Here is a 21,526-nt window from a genome sequence, read left to right as displayed (position 1 = left end):
CAAAGGCATAACCCCGGCAGGGGAGAACTGACACGGCGCATACGGCACGGTGAAATGTACGGTGCCGTGGACTCGTTAGAATGAGTAATGGAGAAGTCATCAAGTCCAAGGAGAATCTGTGTCCGGACATTCGAAGTGGGCGACCACGAAGCATAAGAAGGCTGCCATTGATGCCAAGCGCGGCAAGCTTTTCGCTCGGCTCATTAAGAACATCGAGGTAGCTGCCCGCATCGGCGGTGGTGACCCTGCCGGTAACCCGACACTTTACGATGCGATTCAGAAAGCGAAGAAGAACTCGGTTCCCGCCGACAACATTGATCGAGCGGTCAAGCGTGGATCGGGTGAGGGCAGTGACGCGGTGAATTACGAGTCGATCACCTACGAAGGCTACGCATCGGGTGGAGTGGCCGTTCTCATCGAATGCCTCACTGACAATCGGAACCGTGCGGCATCGGAGGTGCGAACCGCTCTGACGCGCAACGGTGGACAGCTCGCCGATCCCGGGTCGGTGTCGTACTTATTCACTCGCAAGGGCGTTGTTGAGGTTTCCAAGGCCGACTCACTGTCAGAGGACGATATTCTGACGGCCGTCCTGGATGCTGGGGCAGAGGACGTCGTTGACGAGGGCGAAAGCTATTCGGTGGAGAGTGAACCCAACGACGTCGTCGCGGTGCGTATGGCATTGCAGGACGCCGGTATCGACTACAACTCTGCCGAGGTGCAGTTCGTGCCATCGATGAAGGTGGAGGTCGACAAGGAAGGGGCGCAAAAGGTGTTGCGCGTACTCGACGCACTCGATGAGTGCGACGACGTACAGAACGTGTACTCCAATGTCGACATCTCCGACGAGATTCTGGCCGAACTGGATGCGGAGTAGGGGCTGCTGATCCTGCGCAGTGTCACGTATACATCCACAACGGTGAGGGCTGGCACATGTGCCAGCCCTTCGCCGTGCCTCCTACCGACTTTCGGCTGGGCGACGATAGGTTAAAGACATGAGGATTCTCGGCGTGGACCCGGGTCTGACACGCTGTGGCGTCGGGGTTGTCGACTGCGACAGCGGTAGACGCGTCAGCCTGGTCGATATGCGGGTGGTGCGCTCCCATCCGGAGATGGCACCCCATAAGCGCCTCCTCATCATTGCGCAGGGAATCGATGAGGCATTGGGAATCTTTCGCCCCGATGTTGTCGCGGTGGAGCGCGTGTTCTCCCAGGCCAATGTTCGTTCGGTCACGGGGACGGCACAGGTCGCGGGCATTGTGATGCTGGCCGCCGCACGAGCTAATCTTCCTATCGGATTGCATAGCCCTTCAGAGGTGAAGGCCGCCGTGTCGGGGAATGGTCGCGCCGAGAAACGGCAGGTGCAGCTCATGGTGCAACGAATTCTTGGTATGAAGGAGTTTCCACGGCCTGCCGACGCCGCCGACGCGCTTGCGATCGCCATCACGCAGGCGTGGCGTGGGGGAGCCGCATCACTGGACGCGGAGCCGGATCGCATGCAGCATGGCGGTGCCGGCACACTGCCACGGGCAAGTGGCGGTGACCTCACGCCCGCGCAGCGCATGTGGGCCGGTGCCGAACGGATGTCACGCCGTCACGGGGCCGTGGCACCAAGTGTGCGACGCGGTTCCTAGTGGGTGTTGCTTGGGTTTCGGCATGTTAAGCTACTTCAAACAGATGTTCGAATAGGGGGCCGGATGATCGCAACGGTACGTGGGAAAGTGCTTGCTGTGAAGGCGGCCGTCGCCATTATCGAGGTAGGCGGCATCGGCTTGACTATCCGTGCCACGGCGGCAACGTTGGCGAAACTGCGCGAAGGGGTCGAGGCCTTCTTGCATACAACCTTGGTGGTGCGTGAGGACTCTCTGACGCTGTACGGCTTCGATGAGGCGGAGGAGCGAGACACCTTCGAAGTGTTGCAAGGCGTTTCTGGCATAGGCCCGCGTACAGGCCTCGCCATATTGAGCGTGCACACCCCGGATGCCCTCCGGCGTGCAGTCGGAGCACGCGATGCGAAGGCGTTGCAGCGCGTGCCGGGGATCGGCGCGAAGGGCGCGCAGCGCCTGCTGCTCGAACTGGATAAGAAACTTGGACCTGCGCGCGGAGAGACGGCGGCGGGCAGTGCGATGGACGGCGCGGATGTCATTGAGGCACTCGCCGGCCTCGGATGGCCCGAGAGGGACGCCTATGTGGCTTTCGATGCGGTTCGCCAGGAGCAGGCCGGAGCCGATACGGCCACCTTGCTGCGCGCCTGCCTACAATTCCTTGGAGCGAGGAAATAGTCAATGCTGGAAGACGATGGCTTGGTCAATCCGCAAGCTGGTGACTCTGAACGGGCCGCCGAAGCTGCACTCCGTCCGCACCAGCTTGCCGAGTTTGTTGGGCAGGAGAAGGTACGCACGCAGTTGTCCTTGGTGTTGGAGGCGGCCATCGGTCGGGGAAAAACACCTGATCACGTCCTGCTGGCCGGTCCGCCCGGCTTGGGAAAGACGACGCTTGCCATGATTATCGCCAATGAGGCAGGTGGCGCGCTGCGCCTAACGTCGGGCCCGGCGATACAACATACGGGAGACTTAGCCGCAGTGCTCTCCTCGATGCAGGAGGGCGACGTCCTTTTCATCGATGAGATACACAGACTGGCCCGCACCGCTGAAGAGATGCTCTACCTGGCCATGGAAGACTTTCGTGTTGACGTCATGGTGGGGAAGGGGCCCGGTGCTACCTCAATTCCGTTACCACTGCCGCCGTTCACGGTTGTGGGGGCGACGACGCGGGCGGGCCTCCTGCCCGCTCCGCTGCGTGACCGTTTCGGTTTTACCGGATACCTGGAGTATTACGCGGAGCAGGACTTGAGCACTATTGTGCGGCGAAACGCGGTGAAGCTGAACGTGGAACTTACCGCCGACGCAGCGCGGGAGATAGCTTCCCGTTCGCGCGGGACGCCGCGTATCGCCAATAGGCTGCTGCGGCGTGTGCAGGATTGGGCGCAGGTTCGCGGGACGGGCATTCTCGATCTGGAGGCGGCGCGTGCGGCGCTTGACATGTTCGAGGTGGACAAGCGTGGACTGGACCGTTTGGACCGTGGCGTGCTGGAGGCGTTGTGCAAGCGTTTCGGAGGAGGGCCGGTAGGACTGACCACCTTGGCGGTGTCGGTTGGAGAGGAGCCTGAAACCGTTGAGACAGTTGCCGAGCCCTACCTGGTACGGGAGGGTTTCCTCGTACGAACACCGCGGGGGCGGGCGGCGACGGCGCTGGCATGGAGTCATCTCGGGCTAACCCCACCGCCGCTCAACGACACGCTGTTCGGATAGCAGTACGGCGCGCCACAGGGAACAACGGAACGGTATCGTTGCTGGTCGTGGTTCTGTGGGAAGACTACCGCAGCACCCTAGCAGGGCGCTTAGCTAAACGTGATCAAGGACACGGCTTGCGTGCGGCTTCGTAGGAACCCGGGTGTGGCGAGTACACTAGCGGCGTATGTGTCTGCCCGGAACCGGGTCGGCTCTTATACGCAAGACCGCCCTACGGTGACTGGGCCTACGATAAAGGAGACCACGTGCCACCCGAACTGATGCTGCTCGTCATCTTCCTGCCCTTCATTCTGATGGTCTGGTGGATGAGTCGCTCGAGCAAGAAGATGCGCGAGCGTATGGCCAATGAACGAGACGCTGCTATTCAAGTAGGAGCGAACGTTGTCACAACATCCGGTTTCTACGGCACAATCGTGGATATCGACGGGGATGCAATCACGCTGCAGTCCCCCGATGGGCATGAGTCGGTGTGGATCCGCACGGCGATAAGCGGCGCCTCCGATCTGCCGTTGGCATCCTCTGGGGATGAAACTGTCGAGGACGCCGACCTTGCGGACGGCCTGCAAGACACCGATGAGTCCATCGGAGTTGTGGCCGAGTCCGCCGCAGAGGAAACCGATGTCCCCAGCCGCAGCGACGATGAGAGCACTTCGGCTCTCTGATTAGGTCCACGACGTAGTAACCAGCTCTGAAAGAAATACGAACAATATGGCTTCGCACCGCAGTGAGCGAGCCGCGGTAACTCCGTGGCGGCGGCTCATCCTTCTTATTGTGCTCGTCATCGCTCTTCTTGCTGCCCTCATAGTCGGCACCGTGACAACGCACAAGTCGAAATGGGTTCCCGAGTTCGCGCTTGACCTGGAAGGCGGTACCCAGATCATTCTGACCCCGGTGACAACTGACGGGTCGACGGTCACGCAGGAAGACGTCAACCAGGCCATTGAGATTATCCGGCAGCGTATTGATGCATCTGGCGTGGCAGAAGCAGAAATCACGTCGCAGGGTGGGCAGAACATCGTCGTCGGTATTCCGGGGACCCCGTCCCAGGAGACGCTGGACCTGGTCCGTACCTCCGCCGTCATGCGTATGCGGCCGGTACTGCAAATGGTGAATCCGACGGATTTGCGGCCGGATACTGTCTCGCAGGGGTCCGAAGGCTCCGACGACGCCGCCTCGCAGGCAACGGTCGATGGGGCAACGTCTGAGGCAACGGTTGACGCGGAAACTGGTACGGGCGAGGATACAGCGGTCGACGGCTCCGACGCGGATGCGGCAGATGATGCCGCAGCGCAAGGTAGCGAATCTGACAGCACTCAGGCTGCAACGTCCGACGCCACGTCAGGGGAAGCCACGGCCGATGCCACGCCTTCCGTGCAGGCAACATACAGCGCGGAGGAGCTCGAGGAACAGGCTAAGGCTCTGGCAGACACTGACGGCGACGGTCAGCTTTCCGATGAGCCCGCTACAACGCCGGAGAACCCCTCAGATCCGGCATGGATTACCGAGCAGGTGCTCTACCAGTCCTATCTGTTGGACTGCACAGACCCGAGTGCCCACGTGTCGGCCGAGTCCGATGATCCGGATAAGGCGATGGTGGCCTGCGATCACGACACCGGTGCGAAGTACATCCTCGGCCCGGCGGAGATTGAGGGAACCGAGCTCTCGCGTGCTGCCTCCGGTTTCGACACGGAGAAGGGCAGCTGGGTTGTTAACATCAACTTCAATTCGTCGGGTGCCGACACCTTCACCGAGGTGACAACACGGCTTATCAGTCTTGAATCGCCACGCGATCTCTTCGCCATCACACTCGACGGCAACATCATCACGGCAGCGCGGCCAGAGGGTGTTATCTCCGGTGGTAACGCGCAGATCTCCGGTTCTGGGTTCACATCGGAGTCCACGACGACCCTGGCGAATCAACTGAATTTCGGATCGCTACCGTTGAGCTTCGAGGTGCAGTCCGAGGAACAGATTTCGGCCACGCTCGGCTCCGAATCATTGCAGGCAGGTCTGTTGGCGGGTCTGATCGGCATCGTCCTCATCGTTATCTACCTACTCTGGCAGTATCACGGTTTGGGTCTTGTCGCCATTGGATCTATTGCTCTGGCAACCGGACTGTCTTATTTGATCGTCTGTCTGTTGTCCTGGACCATCGGATATCGGTTGTCACTGGCCGGCGTCGTCGGACTCATTATCTCCATCGGCATTACCGCTGACTCCTTCATTGTGTTCTTCGAGCGAATCCGCGACGAAATTCGCGACGGTCGTTCGCTGCGGGTTGCCGTCCATCGTGGCTGGCATCGCGCCAAGCGCACGATTATCGTGGCCGACAGCGTCAACCTGGTATGCGCGCTGGTGCTGTACTTCCTCGCGGTGGGTTCGGTGCGTGGTTTCGCCTTCACTCTCGGCCTGACCACCATCCTCGACCTGGTGATTGTCACCATGTTCACCTACCCGGTGATGATGTTGCTGGTTCGCACCAAGTTCTTCGGGCAGGGACGCCGCTTCTCTGGTATGGATCCGGTCGCGCTGGGCGGCGAACCACTGTACCGGGGAGCGGGCTCCTTCTCGGATAGGCCTCGTTCACGGCATCGCGCCCAGGCGGAAGAGGCCACTACGGCGGAAACGGGGTCCGCACGTCGGAAGAAGAAGTCGGATCAGGCGCCACTCGACGCGGCCGACGCCGGAACCAGGCGCGCCCAAGCCGGTAGTTCCGAGCCGGATCGGTCCACGGCAGGTGAAGAGGCCGCCACTAAGGAAGAGGATTCCGCAGTGGAGGGCTCCGAAGGCCGCGCTGCTTCCGAAACAGTCGATGTCGCAGCGCAGACGGCCAAGGCGGAGACATCCGATGAGGAGCGCCAGGTGAACGAAGAAGCGGCAGCGGAGGATCCGGAAATGGTCGGACTGTCGCTGGCCCAGCGGCGTGCGCTGCAACGCCGTCGTGCTCGCGAAACGGCTGCGGCGGTTTCTAACGACGGTGCAATAACCGGCGGTGGTACATCTGCCGACTCGAAAGAGGAGAATGTGTGATGTCTTTGGCCTCCTGGGGAAACGATCTCTACCGTGGCGATAAGTCCTTCGACATTGTCGGCAAGCGGAAGATCTGGTTTACCATCGCCGGCGTGGCGGTACTGTTGTCCATTGTTGCCGTGTGCGTCAAAGGGCTGAATCTGGGCATCGAATTTACGGGCGGTTCGCAGTTCACCGTGTCGAATGCGACGACGACGGAGCAGCAACTCGCTTCGGATGTGCTCGCGGAATACACCGCAGGAACTGATGTGCGGGTGGTTCAAGTTGGTGACTCCACGTTGCGTATTCAGACCTCGGATAAGGAACTCACCAACGCGCGGACCGAGCAGATCCGCACCCGGTTGGCGGAAGCTTATGGCGTTGACACATCCGATGTGACATCCACCTATATCGGACCTACATGGGGCCAGAACATTTCTGTGAAGGCCCTCCAAGGATTCGTAGTGTTCATCCTTCTTGTTGCGGTGGGCCTGACCCTGTATTTCCGCAGTTGGCGCAACGCGGTGGGTGCGATTCTTGCCCTGTTCCACGATTTAGCCGTGACGGTGGGGGTCTACTGTCTATGCGGATTCGAGGTCACACCCTCCACGGTGATCGGCCTGTTAACGATTCTGGGTTATTCGCTCTACGACACGGTCGTGGTCTTCGACAAGGTTCGCGAAAACACGGCAAAACTGACCGTGCAGACGAGCTACACCTTCGCGGAGTCCACTAACCTCGCCGTGAATCAGACTCTGATCCGTTCGATCAACACATCCGTCACATCTATTCTGCCGATCGCCTCTATCCTTTTCATCGGAGTATTTCTTCTCGGTGCGGGGACGCTGCGTGATCTGGCATTGGTCATGTTCGTCGGTCTGATTCTGTCGACCGTGTCATCGATCTTCGTCGCCTCGCCGTTGGCTGTAACCCTGATGGAGCGTAGCCCGGAGATTAGGGACCATACGGAGAGAGTGCTCGCGGCACGCTCGGCACGGTTGGAGGAGCGCGACGCACGTGTCGCTGCCGGAGAGGATGTCGGAGATGAATACGACGACGCGCTCAACCCGACACATGGCATGATTCGAGTGTCTGGACAACATCTCGGTGTTGGAGCACAACCCAAGCGTAAGAGCAGGAGCAAGAAGTGACCCACGATAACGGCTTTTCTCCGGAGTTCACAGCACTCGTTGAATCCCACCTGCGTGAGGTGGAGGACTTTCCCAATCCAGGAGTCCTGTTTCGCGATATTACGCCCTTGATCGCCGATCCCAAGGCGTTTGCAGAACTGATCCGCGTGCTCGCTGATCGCTACCGCGGACAGGTTGATTCGGTCGCGGGCCTTGAGTCGCGCGGTTTTATTCTCGGCGCTCCGCTCGCGGTGAGCATGGGGGTCGGTATGCTCACTGTCCGGAAGGCGGGCAAGCTCCCTGGCCCGGTGGTTGGGGTCGATTATTCGCTTGAGTATGGATCGGCGCGTATGGAGCTGCAGCCTTTCACTGTCGCACCGGGGCAGCGTGTGCTGGTGATTGATGATGTGCTTGCCACGGGAGGAACGGCGAATGCCGCCTTCGAGCTTATCGAGCAGGCGGGAGGCATTCCGGTGGGACTATGCGTATTGATTGAACTGACCGCGTTGGGTGGTCGGCGCAAGTTGGAGAATCGGCGTATCGACTCGGTCTTGTCCTACTGAGTGAGGTTACATCCAATAGACTCGCACGTGTTGGTGGATTCAGTTCAGTGTCCCAGGTGGTGGGGCGCCAGCGAGCCAGCGGCCGTTGAGCGGCAATCGCTGACGGTAAAGCGCATTGGTACCTCCCGGCGGCTATCATTGTTCCATGGCGGAGCAACAAAGCGGCGAGGTGACAACACCCAGGGTATTTTCGCGCTTGAACTGGCTGGCGAACCGGGGCAGTTCACCGGTGCCGCCTGCTCTGGAACCCCTTATGCGCGCGCTGGGCACGAAGAGCGTCAACAAGGCGCGGATTATCCGCGCCTTTGATATCGCCAACCGCTGCCACGAAGGGCAGTTCCGCAAATCGGGTGAACCGTACATCACCCATCCGGTTGCAGTTGCCACCATCCTCGCTGAACTCGGCTTAGACGAAGACACGATTGTCGGCGCCCTGCTGCACGACACGGTGGAGGACACCGGGTACACCTTGGAGCAGGTGCGCTCCGAGTTCGGCTCGACGGTGGAGCTGCTTGTGGACGGCGTCACCAAGTTGGACAAAGTGGAATACGGAGAAGCCGCCCAGGCGGAGACGGTCCGCAAGATGGTTATCGCCATGTCGAAGGACATCCGTGTTCTACTCATCAAGCTGGCCGACCGGCTCCACAACGCCCGGACCTGGAGATACATGCCCGCAGACCGGGCGCAAAACAAGGCGCGTGAGACGCTGGAGATATACGCTCCTCTCGCGCACCGGCTGGGCATGAACTCCATCAAATGGGAGCTGGAGGATTTGTCCTTCCACACCCTTTACCCTGCGGTGTATTCCGAAATCGAGAGGCTGGTGGCCGAGCGAACACCAGAACGTGAGGTTTACATCACCCAGATCAAGCAGATTCTCGAGCGTGAACTGCGTAACGCGCATATCCGATGCACGATCACGGGACGTCCCAAGCACTACTACTCGATTTACCAGAAGATGATTCTACGCGGTAAGGACTTCGAGGACATCTACGACCTCGTCGGCGTGCGGGTGCTTGTGGAGACTATTCCCGACTGCTATGCCGCGCTGGGTGTTGCCAATACGGTATTCACTCCGATCCAAGGGCGGATCAAGGACTACATCTCCAGCCCGAAGTTCAACCTCTACCAGTCGATCCATACCACCGTTATTGGGCCTGGAGGCAGGTCGTTGGAGATCCAAATCCGCACATATGACATGCACCGGAGAGCCGAGTACGGTGTTGCCGCTCACTGGCGCTACAAGGAGAACCCGAACGCGAACCGCAAGAAGGGCGACGAGAAGGCATCGGAGCAGGAGACGCAGCTGAACTGGCTCCGGCAACTGGTGGACTGGCAACGCGAGACCGCCGACCCCGCAGAGTTCCTCGATTCGTTGCGCTTTGAAATCTCCGGTAACCAGGTTTACGTTTTCACACCCAAGGGGCAGGTCATGGGCCTGCCCGCCGGCTCGACACCCGTCGACTTCGCCTATGCGGTTCATACTGAGGTCGGCCATCGCACGGTGGGGGCGAAAGTCAATGATCGGCTGGTAACCCTAGATCACCGGCTCGAATCAGGCGATACGGTGGAGATCATTACCGCGAAGAGTCCCGATGCGGGACCTTCACAGGGCTGGCTCGACTTCGTTGCTTCTCCCCGGGCACGCGCGAAGATCAAGTCGTGGTTCAAGCACTCACAGCGTGACCAGGCCGTGGAGCAGGGCAAGGAGAAACTGGCAAAGGCGATTCGACGCAAGAACCAGCCGGTCCAACGCCTGATGAGTCATGACACTCTGCGTGCTGTCGCGCAGGATTTGAACTGCGACGACGTCACCGGCCTATACGCAACCATTGGATCGGGCGGCCTCTCCGCCGAGACCGTTGTGCGGCGTCTGATCAGTTCGCAGGGGGGCGAGGCCGGCGTCGAGGAGACCCTGGCCGAAGCGGTCACTCCGACTCGCATCCAGCACCGACGTACGGTAGGCGGCGATTCTGCTGTCGTCGTTCAGTCCCTGGATTCCTCGGATGTGATGGTGAAACTTGCCAAATGCTGCACCCCGGTGCCGCCGGATCGAATTGTCGGTTTCGTGACGCGTGGCAACGGACTGTCGGTCCACCGATCCGACTGTCCGAATGTGACATCGCTACGCAAGGAGCCGGAGCGTTTCATTGACGTCGCCTGGGCTGAGGGCGCCGACGCCGTCTACCTGGTTCAGGTCCAAGTCGAGGCGCTAGATCGGCAGGGCCTTCTCTCGGATATCTCCCGTGTTCTCTCCGAACACGGAGTGAATCTGCTCCGAGGAAACATGACGACTACGAAGGAACGCGTAGCCGTGTGCAGTTTCGTCTTTGAAATGGCGGACCCACGCCACCTCGAACAGGTGTTACGTGAGCTGCGCAAGATCGAGGGGGTCTACGACGCCCACCGTGTCACCGGCGTGAAGGGGCGGACAGGCGCGCGTGAGCGCTCCTGATAGCAATCCGCCTGCGGTGCCGCACGTAGGCGGGGAGCTGTGCGGCTATGGCACGGGCTCGTGGCAGGCCCGGGCGCCGCGATTCCAGCTGGAGATGGGCCTGGAGCTCGTGCACACTCAGGCAGGTATCAAATAGTCGGAGAATGCCCTCAATGGCCACATCTGTTCGTTCCATTAGAAGCAGATCAGCGCCCGTTCGAGCCGGGTTCGTCACCGCGAGTCCACCGATCATTCGCACATACTCGGTGGGAATGCTACGTCGCAAGACGATAGGTGGCCGACTGTGCCCGGAATGCGCACCTAGAACTGTCGGCGGACGGTCGGGAGGCCACCATCCGGTGTGGATCCACAGCGCGCTCCACGAAACGGCCGTGGCGCCAACAGGTAGCAAGGGCACGAGTAGGGCAGCACGGAGGCAAGGCCTGCTCGTCAGGTCCGCTGGCGCGACTCTTCCCGGTGCGTATTCAACCAACAGACCCTCACGTACTTGGATTCGCTGTATTCCACTGACTGTCTCGTTTTGTGCCATGCATGATTCATAGTGGATGGGGCAGGCCCACCGCATCTGCAATCCACCGCATTGGCACCAAAAACGCCCTGTGGAAAACCGCCATTAGCAGCTTCCCACAGGGTGAGTGGGATAACCCGGAAGATTTGGCGAACTCAGAGGTCCTTCGTGACCTGATCAAGCCATGCCTGACGGGCCTTTTTGTTCTCCTCCAGCTGCGCTACTTGTTTGGTATCACCCGCAGCCTGCGCGGCCGCAATTTCCTCGTCGAGGTCAGCGATCAGTTTCTGCAACTGGGCCGCCATACCGTCGGAACGCTGCTGCTTCTCGGGGTCGGTTCGCCGCCACCGCTCGTTCTCGGCGGCACGTACCGCATCCTCGATCTCCCGCAGCCGCCCCTCGGTGCGGTTGATATCACCGCGTGGAACCATGCCGATCTCGTCCCAACGGTCTTCAATATCGCGCAGCGTTGCGCGTGCCGCCTCCGGATCGTGTACGGGCAGAATCTTCTCCGCCTCGGCGACGAGTGCGAGCTTCGCGGCCAGATTCTCGTTGAGTTCCTCGTCGCGGGCGGAGAAATGGGCGGAGCGCGCATCGAAGAACGCCTGTTGCGCGCGGTGGAAACGCTCCCAGAGCTTATCGTCGTCCTTGCGCGTGGTCCGGCCCGCCTGGCGCCATTCATCCATCAGCTGCCGGAACTCGGCGGCGGTCGCATTCCAGTTGGTCGACGCCGACAGTGCTTCCGCGCGCTCAATGAGCGCATTCTTCCGCGCGGTCACTTCGCTGCGCTGTGTCTCGAGAGCTGCGAAATGCTGCCGACGCATACGATCAAATTGGGTGCGCGCGCGTGAGAAGCGCTTCCACAGCGCTTCCTCGGTGGGCCTATCGATGCGCGGTCCGGCCTTCTGAGCGGCCTGCCACCGCTCGAAAATCTGCCCGAGTTCGTCTCGTGAGTTTCGCCAATGGATCTTGTCTGGATCCGCAGCGGCAATTGTTTCTGCTCGCTCCACCAGCCGCGTGCGCTCGGCCAGCGCCTGGGCACGTGCCTCTTCCCGCTGTGCGTTCAACTGCTCCCGACGGGCGCTGATGCGTTCACGCAGTGAGGTAACTCGGGTGCGCAGTGCATCAACATCACCGACCACGGCGGGATTGACGAGTTGTTCGTCCAGAGCCTTCAGCGAGGCGGAAGCCTCCTCGGGGCTGATGTGTTCAATTCGAGTGGTCAGCAGCGTAACCTGCGCCTCAAGATCGAGGTATCGCCGTATGTACAGGGACAACGCGTCCTCGGCGGACCCGCCAGCGGCATACTGGCCAACCATCCGTTCGCCGTCGCCGGAGCGCAGCCAGACATTGCCATCATCGTCGACTCGGCCCCAAGCGGCGGCGCGGGCAGCTGCGGCCTCGTCAAGGGGAGTTGATGTGCCAGAAGACTGCGGGGTGGCCGGACGTGGCCGAGGAATAGGTTTGGGAACAGGGTGCGGCTTCGGTGCGGGAGTGGACTCACTCATGTGGGCTCCTTAGAGGAGACGACGCCGGTCGACGTCGTTCGTACGGCAGTGACGATGCCAGTCTACGTTCTTTCGCCGTCGACTTCGGCCACTGACTGAAATAATCTACCAGCGGAAGGGCTGCGGAGGCGACGGGACATGGCGTACTGCCTCAAAGCGGCCGTGCACGGTGATACTTGCTACGCGACAAGTGAAGGAAGAGCCGAAGCGTGACTGGAATGATATGACCCGGCCGAATGAGTAACTTCCGTGCATTGAAGGTGCTCAACGTAATACGGTGGGTACATGATTCTGCTGCGATACTCTCAAACACTTATCGAGGCCAACTGCTATATCCTTGCCGATTCAGATCAACGGCAGGCGCTGGTTGTTGATCCCGGTGCGGGAGCGGCCCAGTGGGTGAAAGCGACTTTACAGACGCGAGGCTTGGAACTCGCATCTGTTCTGTGCACGCACGGGCATTCGGATCACGTATGGGATGCCGCTCTGGTTGCGGGCGACGCTCCCGTCTACATTCCGGAACCGGATATGTACCGCCTTGACGACCCCACGAGTACATCTGCGGCTTACGCGAGTGCCTTCGTTACCTTCTCGGGCCACGAGTGGGAACGCCCGCGGGTCTGTTTGCGCGTTCCGGCGGCCATGTTCGAAGGCGGAGGGATGGAACTTGTGCCCGGAGTTTGGCTACGCGCGGTTCCTGCGCCCGGACACACCGAAGGGTCAACGGTGTTCCTCTTCTCGGGATCGATCAACGAGGACCGTGAGGCCCCGGAATTCCGGAGTGGGCCAGGGGAACAGCTCTTATGCTGACCGGAGACGTTCTGTTCAACAATGGGGTGGGGCGTACCGATCTTCCCGGTGGTGACCCGCGGGCGGCCGCCGAGTCGTTGCGCACACTGGTGCAGGTTATCGACCCGGCAACGATCTTCTTCCCGGGGCACGGGCCGTCCTCGACCATGGGGCGCGAGATTAGACATTCTTACTACCTGCGCCAAGCGATGGCCGCTGGAGAATAGAACGTCAGTACGCCAATTGAGGCGTCGCCACGTCGGCACATGCCGATGCACCTCGCATCGAAAGCGCATCGAATGGATGCCGACAGTTACCTTTTGCCCTGTTACGGCCTGCCAAAATGAGGTATAGGGCCGAATCGTGAAAGAATATGCGCCATGAAGATTGCCCCTCTGTCAGGATTCCCCGAGTGGTTGCCCGCTGAGCGAATTGTCGAGCAGCGCATCCTGGACACCCTGCGTTCAACATTTGAGCTACACGGATTTGCCGGCATCGAAACACGTGCTGTTGAGCCACTGGATCAACTGTTACGCAAGGGTGAGACGTCCAAGGAAGTTTACCTGCTCAGGCGTCTGCAGGGTGATGAGCGCGACTCCGAACTGGGACTGCATTTCGACCTCACGGTGCCACTGGCGCGTTATGTGCTGGAGAACGCCGGAAAGCTTGAGTTCCCCTTCAAGCGTTACCAGATGCAGAAAGTGTGGCGCGGTGAGCGACCACAAGACGGTCGCTACCGGGAATTCGTGCAAGCTGATGTCGATATTATCGGCACCGATACACTGGCCTTCCACCACGAAATCGAACTGCCGCTGGTGATGGTTGATGCGCTCGGTAAGTTACCCATTCCCCGCGTTATCGTGCGCGCTTCCAATCGCAAGGTTGCGCAGGGCTTCTACGAGGCCATCGGTATCCAGGACGTGGACGAAACGCTGCGCGTCGCCGACAAACTAGATAAAGTCGGGCCACAGGTCGTGGCGGAAATGCTGCAGGAACGGGTGGGAGCCACCGAAGAACAGGTGCGTCTCGCCCTCGCGCTGGCAGACATCTACGGTGCGGATGCCTCGGTGGTCGATCATGTACGTGAATTGGGCTACACATCGGAGCTATTGGAGCAGGGACTCGAAGAGCTAGCAGCTCTGCTTGAAGGTGCGAATGACCTGCTTCCCGGGTCGGTTGTCGCCGATCTGAAGATCGCCCGGGGGTTGGATTACTATACCGGGACGGTCTACGAGTCGACCTTGGTAGGACACGAGGATCTTGGCTCCGTATGTTCCGGTGGTCGTTATGATTCATTGGCCAGTGACGGAAAGCGTGTCTACCCGGGTGTTGGGCTTTCGATTGGGGTCTCACGCCTGGTGTCGCGTGTTATCAATCGTGGTCTCGTCAAGGCGACGCGCTCCGTTCCGACCGCTGTGCTAGTGGCTGTGAACAATGAGGAGGAACGCAGGCATGCCGAGAGGACGGCAATGGCACTGCGGCGGCGTGGCATCCCGGCAGACGTTTCGCCAAACAGTTCCAAATTCGGCAAGCAGATTCGCTTCGCAGATCGCCGGGGCATCCCATATGTCTGGTTCAACACGGAGGAAGGCGAACAGGTCAAGGACATCCGTTCCGGAGAACAAATCGCGGCCGACCCGGCCACGTGGAAACCGGCGGAGGAAGACCTCTATCCGCGCCTTGTAAGTGAGTCCGAGTGAGTATCCCAACACTGTCATATTCAGACATTCTGGAACCCTTAGAAGAGCTGCGAGGCTCGCTGGACCGCGCCACCTATCCACTGGAGACGCCCGCGGTGGCAGAAGCACGCGAGCAGCGTGGAGACATCGTCAGCCAACTCGACGACTACATCCTGCCGCGTTACAAGTCGTTGGATGCGCCACTGCTAGCCGTTGTCGGCGGATCAACCGGTTCGGGCAAGTCCACCTTGGTCAACTCCTTGGTACGTGAGTGTGTAGCTGCGGTGTCCGCGATCCGCCCGACAACCCGCCGCCCACTTCTGTTTCATAACACGCAGGATGCGCAGTGGTTCGAGCCGACGCGTATCCTTCCCGGTCTTGAGCGTGTGGCGGCGGACCGCGGTGCTGGAGATGCACACAGTGAGCTGGCTTTGGCCGCAAGTGACCATCTCCCCAGCGGTCTGGCGCTTCTCGACTCTCCCGATATCGACTCGGTGGTCGAGGAGAACCGGCGTTTGGCGGGGCAGCTCCTCAATGCCGCGGACCTATGGGTTTTTGTGACGAGCGCCGCCCGCTACGCGGACGCGATACCGTGGGCTTTGCTCGACGAGGCGGCCGCACGTAATGTGGTGGTGGCCGTGGTCCTGAACCGGCTCCCGATGGGCGCCGGAGCGGAAGTACGACCGGACCTGGCGCGACGCCTCGAGGAACGCGGACTGGGTGCCGTACCGCTGTTCTCAATTACCGAACGCCTCGACGAGGAGGGCTTCATCCCGCGCGAGGACATTGCGCCTGTGCGTGGCTGGTTGCAGGGTCTTGCGCGCGACGCTGGGGCCCGTTCATCCGTTGCACGCCAGACGCTCGGGGGAGCTGTCGACGGATTGCTGGCGCAGCGGCGGGCGGTGCTCGAAGGACTAACCGAGCAATTCGGCACCCGCGACCGACTCGCTGCCGCTGTGGAGGACGCGTCCGCCGCCACGGAACAGAGCATTGTGTCTGCTCTTGGAGATGGAAGCATGCTACGAGGCGAGGTGCTGGAACGATGGCAGGAAATCATCGGTACCGGTGCTTGGATGAAACGGCTGGAGGGCGGCGTATCATCTTTGCGCGACCGCATGGGGAGTTGGATACGCGGAAAACGCAAGCCGGACGGAGCTGCCACGGAAGATGCCATTGAGGATTCGCTGCATAGCCTGTTCGTGGCCCAGTGTGAAGATACCCTTGCCGCGATCAGCACCGCGTGGACGAACATTCCGGGCGCCCAGCCACTGTTGGACGCGGCGCGCCGTAACGTGCGCAGCCATGTGGAACGAAGCGAAGCAGCAACTGAGTCCATTCGGGCGTGGCAACGTGATGTGATCGATATGATTCGCGAGGAAGGTCACGGTCGAATGGCGACGGCCCGGGCGCTATCGGTAGGTGTGAACCTTCTCGGGGCAGCATTGATGATTACCATCTTCGCTTCTACGGCGGGGCTCACAGGTGGTGAGGTAGCGGTGGCGGGTGGAACCGCCGTGCTGGCGCAGCGACTGCTCGAGGCCGTTTTCGGCGATGATGCGGTCAGGAGGATGGCACGGCAGGCGCGCGAGAGCCTGCTTATTCGGGCCTCGGCTTTCCTGGCTGCCGATACCGCGCCGTTCGACGATGCCGTTGCCGGTATCGATTTGGATTCTGACAATTACGACGCCGTCGTGGCGGCGTTTGCGGCTGTTGCAGCAGCACGTGGGAAGGAATCGCGGTGACAGACACAGTGACCTTGGTCGACGGTCTGGAGCAACTGGATGTTGCAGTGAATCTCGCTGTTGGAAAGCTTCCTGGCCGGGCCACGGATGAGGCGGCCGAATTGCTGGAACGTGCGCGCGGGAGGCAAGCCCAGGGACTCGAACATACAGTGGTTGCCTTTGCGGGTGCCACCGGCTCGGGAAAGTCCTCACTTTTGAACGCATTTGCGGCCCACGACGTGGCCGAGGTGACGATGCGTCGCCCGACCACCAGTGAAGCGTTGGCGGTCAGCCGGGGACAATCTTTTGCTCTCCTGGACTGGATGGGCGTCGAGAATCAACACACGGTGGAGGACCTGCCCGAGGACGAGGGAAATCTAGTACTGCTGGATTTGCCGGACATCGACTCCACGGAGGAAGACAATCGGAGGCAGGCCGAGTATCTGGTAGCGCGTTCCGATGTGATTGTGTGGGTTCTCGATCCGCAGAAGTACGCCGATGCGGTAATTCACGAGGACTTCTTGCGAGCACAGGTCGAGCACTCGGCTGTTCTCCTAGTCGTTCTCAACCAGATCGACCGCATTGATCCCGCCGAGGTGCCCTGCGTACTCAGTGACGCGCAAAAGCTGGTGCAGGCCGATGGAGTGACTGTCGAAGTCTTGGCGACATCGGCGGCAACGGGTGAAGGGATTGATGAGCTGCGCGAACGCGTCTTCTCCGTCGCGCGAACCAGACAGGCGGCCGCGCAGCGGCTTGCGGCTGATCTGCGGACGGTGGGAACCCAGTTACGGGACGCCGTGTACGAGCAGGGAGGTCAGGAGCCCGGCGCTGCCCAGGAGCCGAGTTTTGCGGAAGCCGGAGCTGCGATTGCGCGCGCCAGCGGTTCCGATATTGTTGTCGAGGCGGCGGCGCGGTCCTACGAACTGCGCGCGAAGCGAGCGACTTCATGTCCGTTGAAGGCCTTGTGGCATCTGCGTGCAGAGGATCCGCTTGCCCGCCTCCATCTGCGGCGCCAAACCACCGAGTCGGGGATTGCCCCGGTCACCTCTTTGGCAACCTCGCCCGTACTGGCCGTGGGTGCGCGCAGTGCGGTGCAACGATACGCGGAAGAGGCGGTGAGCCCGATGCCGCGGGTCTGGCGGGAGCGGGTGGCCGAATCCGCCGTCGCCTCCGCGCAGGATTTCCGTGCTGCTGCCGACGAGGTCCTGGCACGCGCAGATCTGGAGGAGGAACGTCGGCCGTTGTGGTGGCTCCCGCTGGGTGCGATGCAGTGGCTGGCCTTCCTGACCACGCTATTTGGAATCGTCTGGTTGCTTGGTCTATGGCTGGTGGATGTATTGCACATACGACTGCCGGAGCCGCCGTATGCGGGAATCTTCCCTCTGCCCCTTCTGCTGGCGGTCGGCGGACTGCTACTGGGCATTATGTTGTCCCTCATGGCGGGTGCGCTGATCGAGCGGGGAAAGGACCGGCTGCGTGAGCGCGTGACAAAGCGTCTTTCGGCCGGGATCTCCCAGCAGGCGGAGGAGAATGTCTTGCAACCGATTACGCAGGCACGCGAGCAATATGCGACATTCTGGAGCTGCGTGGGATCCCTGCGGCGTGTGCGCGCCACGGGGGAGAGCGACTAACGCCGGATGCTGGACGCGACCGCTGAATAATACGCCCGCACGTATAGTTATACACATGACGTGGAAGGTGTCGGTTGCCGGAGCAACCGGGTATGCAGGAGGCGAGGTTCTCCGCCTGATCGAAGCACATCCGGATCTGGAGGTCGGTGCTCTATGCGCGGGAACATCCACCGGCGCATTGGAGCAGTATCAACCGCATTTGCGCTCGCTGGCCGAGCAGGAGGTTCAGCCGACCGAGGCAGAGGTTCTCGCCGACGCCGATATTGCGATCCTCGGCCTACCCCATGGAACCTCTGGGCGTATCACCGCGCAGATCCAATCCCTTAATCCGCAGTGCTACATCGTTGACCTTGGTGCGGACCATCGGCTCGAGTCTGCGGCAGACTGGGAATCCTTCTACGGCAGCGAGGCAGCCGCACCATGGGCCTACGGCATGCCGGAATTGGCAAGGGCGCAGGGCCCATCGCAGCGGGAGATTCTCCGCCGATCACGTTACATCGCCTCGCCGGGATGCAACGCGTCGGCTGTAACGTTGGCCGCTCAGCCCGCGGTCAAGGCGGGGCTGGCAGATGGTGCGGATATTGTGGCCATCCTTTCCGTCGGCTATTCGGGTGCCGGAAAAGGATTGAAGCCTCACTTGCTGGCAGCCGAGGCGCTGGGATCCGGTGCGCCTTACGCTGTCGGTGGCAGTCACCGGCACATTCCGGAGATCGCCCAGAACTTGCGTGCGGCAGGTGGAACAACTACGACACTGGCATTCACTCCGGTTCTTGTCCCGATGTCTCGCGGGATTCTTGCCACGGTGTCAATTCCGGTGCGGCCGGGAGCGACTGCCGACGACGTCGTGGACGCGTATACGTCAGCGTATCGCTCCGAAACCTTTGTCCGGATCAGTCAGGCCTGGCCCACCACGGCCATGGTACAGGGCTCAAATACAGCGCTGGTCAAGGCGGTTCTGGATCGTGATGGGAGACGATTGACCGCGATATGTGCCATCGACAATTTAGTGAAAGGGACGGCGGGAGCCGCAATTCAGTCCCTCAATGTGGCGCTGGGCCTGCCCGAAGGCCGAGGCCTGACCGTGAATGGAGTAGCACCGTGACAGTTACCGCTGCCAAGGGATTTCGTGCGGCCGGAGTTGCCGGAGGATTGAAGGAAGATGGGCGCGAGGACATCGCCGTCGTCGTTAATGATGGCCCTGAATACAGTGCGGCGGCGGTGACCACCTCAAATCGTGTCTATGCGGCACCGGTGGCGTGGACCCGTTCAGCTGTGAGTGACGGCAGTCTACGCGCCGTGGTACTGAACTCGGGCGGCGCCAACGCCTGCACGGGCGAGGCCGGTTACGCCGATGCTGTGGCTACCGCGCACCTCGTCGCCCGCAGTCTTGATGTGGCGGCGGCGGATGTAGCCGTCTGTTCAACCGGGTTGATTGGGCAGCGGTTGGATATGCGCGCTATCCGGCGCGGCGTCGGGATGGCCCTCGAGGCGCTAACGGATGAGGGTGGAAAGGCGGCTGCCCGTGCGATTTTGACAACAGACACCGTTCCGAAAACGGCCGCACTCACCGGAGATTTCACGATCGGTGGTATGGCAAAGGGCGCAGGTATGCTCGCGCCGCAGTTGGCGACGATGCTTGTGGTGATTACTACCGATGCTTCGGTGAGTCGTGAGACCGCGCAACTTGCCCTGGATGCGGCGGTCGAGATGTCATTCAACCGCATCGATTCTGACGGCTGCATGTCTACCAATGACACGGTTATCCTGCTGGCCAACGGCGCCTCGGGATACCGCCCCGAGCCGGAGGAGTTCACCGCGGCATTAACAAGAGTGGCGCAAGATCTTGCGGCACAGCTTATCGGGGACGCGGAAGGAGCCTCGCACGATATCGCGATCGAAGTTACCGGCGCGTCGTCGCAAGACGCTGGTTTGGCTGTAGCCCGGGCCGTCGCGCGCTCCAATCTACTCAAGGCCGCCATTTTCGGCAATGATCCGAATTGGGGAAGGGTTCTGGCATCAATGGGTACCGTGCCCCAGGCCAGTGCGCCGTTTGACCCGGATGCGGTTGATGTCATCATCAATGGTGTGACGGTATGCCGCAATGGCGGGATTGGTGATCCACGTGAGAACGTCAATATGGATGATCGCTTGGTGACCATCGGTATTGATTTGAAGGCAGGCGCGGAATCCGTCCGCGTGTTGACCAACGATTTGACCTATGACTATGTGACGGAGAATTCGGCGTATTCATCATGAGTGAGATTCTGAATCGCCTGCAACGTGCGCGCGAGAAGACCGAGGTGCTGGTCGAGGCCTTGCCTTGGATTCGGGAGTTCGAAGGTCAGACCTTCGTCATAAAATACGGCGGAAATGCCATGCTCTCCGAAGAACTCAAGGCGGCATTTGCGCAAGATGTCACCTTCCTGCACCACGTCGGTATCCGCCCGGTGGTGGTACACGGCGGCGGTCCGCAGATCAATCGGATGTTGGAGCGTGTTGGCATCGAATCCGAGTTCCGCGGCGGACTGCGTGTGACTACCAGCGACACCATGGATGTCGTGCGTATGGTGCTAACCGGTAAGGTGCAGCGCGAGATTGTGTCCTTGATGAATGTTGATGCACCGTATGCGGTTGGGCTGTCCGGAGAGGACGCCGGGCTTCTGACCGCGCAACGGCGAAGGGCGATGATCGACGGACGATTGGTTGATGTGGGGCATGTGGGCGACATCGTCGAAGTCAATCCGCAGGCCATCAGTCAGTTGCTGGATGCAGGCCGGATTCCGGTTGTCTCCACGGTGGCGGTGGATGTGGAGCGACCGCAGGACGTCTTGAACGTGAATGCTGATACCGCAGCCAGCGCGATTGCGGTGGCATTGGGAGCCCGGAAGTTGATCATGTTGACGGATGTCGAGGGTCTATATCTGAACTGGCCTGATAAGTCATCTCTCATCGACAAGATCTCTGCCGGTCGACTGCGTGAGCTGTTACCGTCGTTGGACTCTGGCATGGCGCCGAAAATGGAGGCCGCGCTGCGTGCGGTTGATCGCGGCGTGCCCCGTGCACATGTCATCGATGGGCGCATGCCGCATTCCATGTTGTTGGAAGTGTTTACCAATGCCGGCATCGGAACGGTCGTCTCCTGGGATGGCGACGTGCACAGGCTGGCGGCGGAGAAGCAGAAGGCTGCTGATGCGCACCGCAGGCAGGGTGGAGATTCTCCGG

At 60.8% G+C, this 21,526-nt stretch carries 17 protein-coding genes and 1 pseudogene; 17 read left to right on the top strand and 1 reads right to left on the bottom strand.

Annotation, left to right across the window (positions count from 1 at the left end):
- Nucleotides 1-118 precede the first annotated feature (118 nt).
- The 9 genes from DDD63_RS06620 to DDD63_RS06580 all read left to right on the top strand — a co-directional run bounded on the left by DDD63_RS06620 (nucleotide 119) and on the right by DDD63_RS06580 (nucleotide 10,468).
- A complete protein-coding gene (locus DDD63_RS06620; RefSeq protein ID WP_108715707.1) occupies nucleotides 119-877 on the top strand; it encodes a YebC/PmpR family DNA-binding transcriptional regulator in 759 nt (252 codons plus the stop codon).
- A gap of 118 nt (nucleotides 878-995) precedes the next feature.
- Nucleotides 996-1,634, top strand: coding sequence for a crossover junction endodeoxyribonuclease RuvC (ruvC, locus tag DDD63_RS06615; protein WP_108715706.1), 639 nt, complete (start codon nucleotides 996-998; stop codon nucleotides 1,632-1,634).
- Between the two features lie 63 nt (nucleotides 1,635-1,697).
- Nucleotides 1,698-2,282: a Holliday junction branch migration protein RuvA gene (gene ruvA / locus DDD63_RS06610; RefSeq protein WP_108715705.1), complete on the top strand. Its 585-nt coding sequence runs from the start codon at nucleotides 1,698-1,700 to the stop codon at nucleotides 2,280-2,282.
- A 3-nt stretch (nucleotides 2,283-2,285) separates the two neighbouring features.
- Complete coding sequence (gene ruvB, locus DDD63_RS06605) at nucleotides 2,286-3,311, top strand: Holliday junction branch migration DNA helicase RuvB (protein WP_108715704.1); 1,026 nt, start codon at nucleotides 2,286-2,288, stop codon at nucleotides 3,309-3,311.
- A gap of 245 nt (nucleotides 3,312-3,556) precedes the next feature.
- On the top strand, nucleotides 3,557-3,973 hold the full coding sequence (locus DDD63_RS06600; RefSeq protein WP_108715703.1) for a preprotein translocase subunit YajC: 417 nt from the start codon (nucleotides 3,557-3,559) through the stop codon (nucleotides 3,971-3,973).
- 46 nt (nucleotides 3,974-4,019) lie between these two features.
- Nucleotides 4,020-6,341 (top strand): protein translocase subunit SecD, encoded by a 2,322-nt coding sequence (secD, locus tag DDD63_RS06595; protein ID WP_108715702.1) that lies wholly within the window; start codon nucleotides 4,020-4,022, stop codon nucleotides 6,339-6,341.
- Nucleotides 6,341-7,471: a protein translocase subunit SecF gene (secF, locus tag DDD63_RS06590; RefSeq protein WP_108715701.1), complete on the top strand. Its 1,131-nt coding sequence runs from the start codon at nucleotides 6,341-6,343 to the stop codon at nucleotides 7,469-7,471. The genes secD and secF overlap by 1 nt, the downstream gene beginning before the upstream one ends.
- The gene (locus DDD63_RS06585; RefSeq protein ID WP_108715700.1) at nucleotides 7,468-8,013 is read left to right on the top strand and encodes an adenine phosphoribosyltransferase; all 546 of its coding nucleotides are present in this window, start codon (nucleotides 7,468-7,470) and stop codon (nucleotides 8,011-8,013) included. The genes secF and DDD63_RS06585 overlap by 4 nt, the downstream gene beginning before the upstream one ends.
- Before the next feature lie 145 nt (nucleotides 8,014-8,158).
- A complete protein-coding gene (locus DDD63_RS06580; RefSeq protein ID WP_108715699.1) occupies nucleotides 8,159-10,468 on the top strand; it encodes a bifunctional (p)ppGpp synthetase/guanosine-3',5'-bis(diphosphate) 3'-pyrophosphohydrolase in 2,310 nt (769 codons plus the stop codon).
- A gap of 663 nt (nucleotides 10,469-11,131) precedes the next feature.
- Here DDD63_RS06580 and DDD63_RS06575 read toward each other — a convergent pair.
- Nucleotides 11,132-12,484 carry a DUF349 domain-containing protein gene (locus tag DDD63_RS06575; protein WP_108715698.1) on the bottom strand — a complete coding sequence of 451 codons (1,353 nt, stop codon included), beginning with the start codon at nucleotides 12,482-12,484 and terminating at the stop codon, nucleotides 11,132-11,134.
- A gap of 285 nt (nucleotides 12,485-12,769) precedes the next feature.
- On the opposite strand from DDD63_RS06575, the gene DDD63_RS06570 reads away from it, so the two are divergent.
- The 8 genes and pseudogenes from DDD63_RS06570 to argB all read left to right on the top strand — a co-directional run.
- Nucleotides 12,770-13,294, top strand: a complete 525-nt coding sequence (locus tag DDD63_RS06570) for an MBL fold metallo-hydrolase (protein ID WP_240611195.1) — start codon at nucleotides 12,770-12,772, stop codon at nucleotides 13,292-13,294.
- The gene (locus DDD63_RS12860) at nucleotides 13,288-13,500 is read left to right on the top strand and encodes a hypothetical protein (protein ID WP_240611194.1); all 213 of its coding nucleotides are present in this window, start codon (nucleotides 13,288-13,290) and stop codon (nucleotides 13,498-13,500) included. Before DDD63_RS06570 ends, DDD63_RS12860 begins: the two co-directional genes overlap by 7 nt.
- Nucleotides 13,501-13,653: 153 nt before the next feature.
- Complete coding sequence (gene hisS, locus DDD63_RS06565) at nucleotides 13,654-14,973, top strand: histidine--tRNA ligase (RefSeq protein WP_108715697.1); 1,320 nt, start codon at nucleotides 13,654-13,656, stop codon at nucleotides 14,971-14,973.
- Entirely contained in the window at nucleotides 14,970-16,694 is a 1,725-nt protein-coding gene (locus DDD63_RS06560; protein WP_108715696.1) for a dynamin family protein, read from the top strand. The genes hisS and DDD63_RS06560 overlap by 4 nt, the downstream gene beginning before the upstream one ends.
- Nucleotides 16,691-18,304, top strand: a complete 1,614-nt coding sequence (locus tag DDD63_RS06555) for a GTPase (RefSeq protein WP_164505482.1) — start codon at nucleotides 16,691-16,693, stop codon at nucleotides 18,302-18,304. The genes DDD63_RS06560 and DDD63_RS06555 overlap by 4 nt, the downstream gene beginning before the upstream one ends.
- A gap of 55 nt (nucleotides 18,305-18,359) precedes the next feature.
- Nucleotides 18,360-19,406 carry an N-acetyl-gamma-glutamyl-phosphate reductase gene (argC, locus tag DDD63_RS06550; protein WP_108715694.1) on the top strand — a complete coding sequence of 349 codons (1,047 nt, stop codon included), beginning with the start codon at nucleotides 18,360-18,362 and terminating at the stop codon, nucleotides 19,404-19,406.
- Nucleotides 19,403-20,560: a bifunctional glutamate N-acetyltransferase/amino-acid acetyltransferase ArgJ gene (gene argJ, locus DDD63_RS06545; protein ID WP_108715693.1), complete on the top strand. Its 1,158-nt coding sequence runs from the start codon at nucleotides 19,403-19,405 to the stop codon at nucleotides 20,558-20,560. Before argC ends, argJ begins: the two co-directional genes overlap by 4 nt.
- A pseudogene (gene argB, locus DDD63_RS06540) lies at nucleotides 20,557-21,441 on the top strand (acetylglutamate kinase); the annotation flags it as partial. The gene argJ and the pseudogene argB, both read left to right, overlap by 4 nt.
- Between the last annotated feature and the right edge of the window lie 85 nt (nucleotides 21,442-21,526).

Origin of the sequence: Actinobaculum sp. 313 (assembly GCF_003073475.1) — a bacterium.
GTDB lineage: Bacteria > Actinomycetota > Actinomycetes > Actinomycetales > Actinomycetaceae > Asp313.
This window is presented reverse-complemented; position numbering and strand designations above follow the sequence as displayed.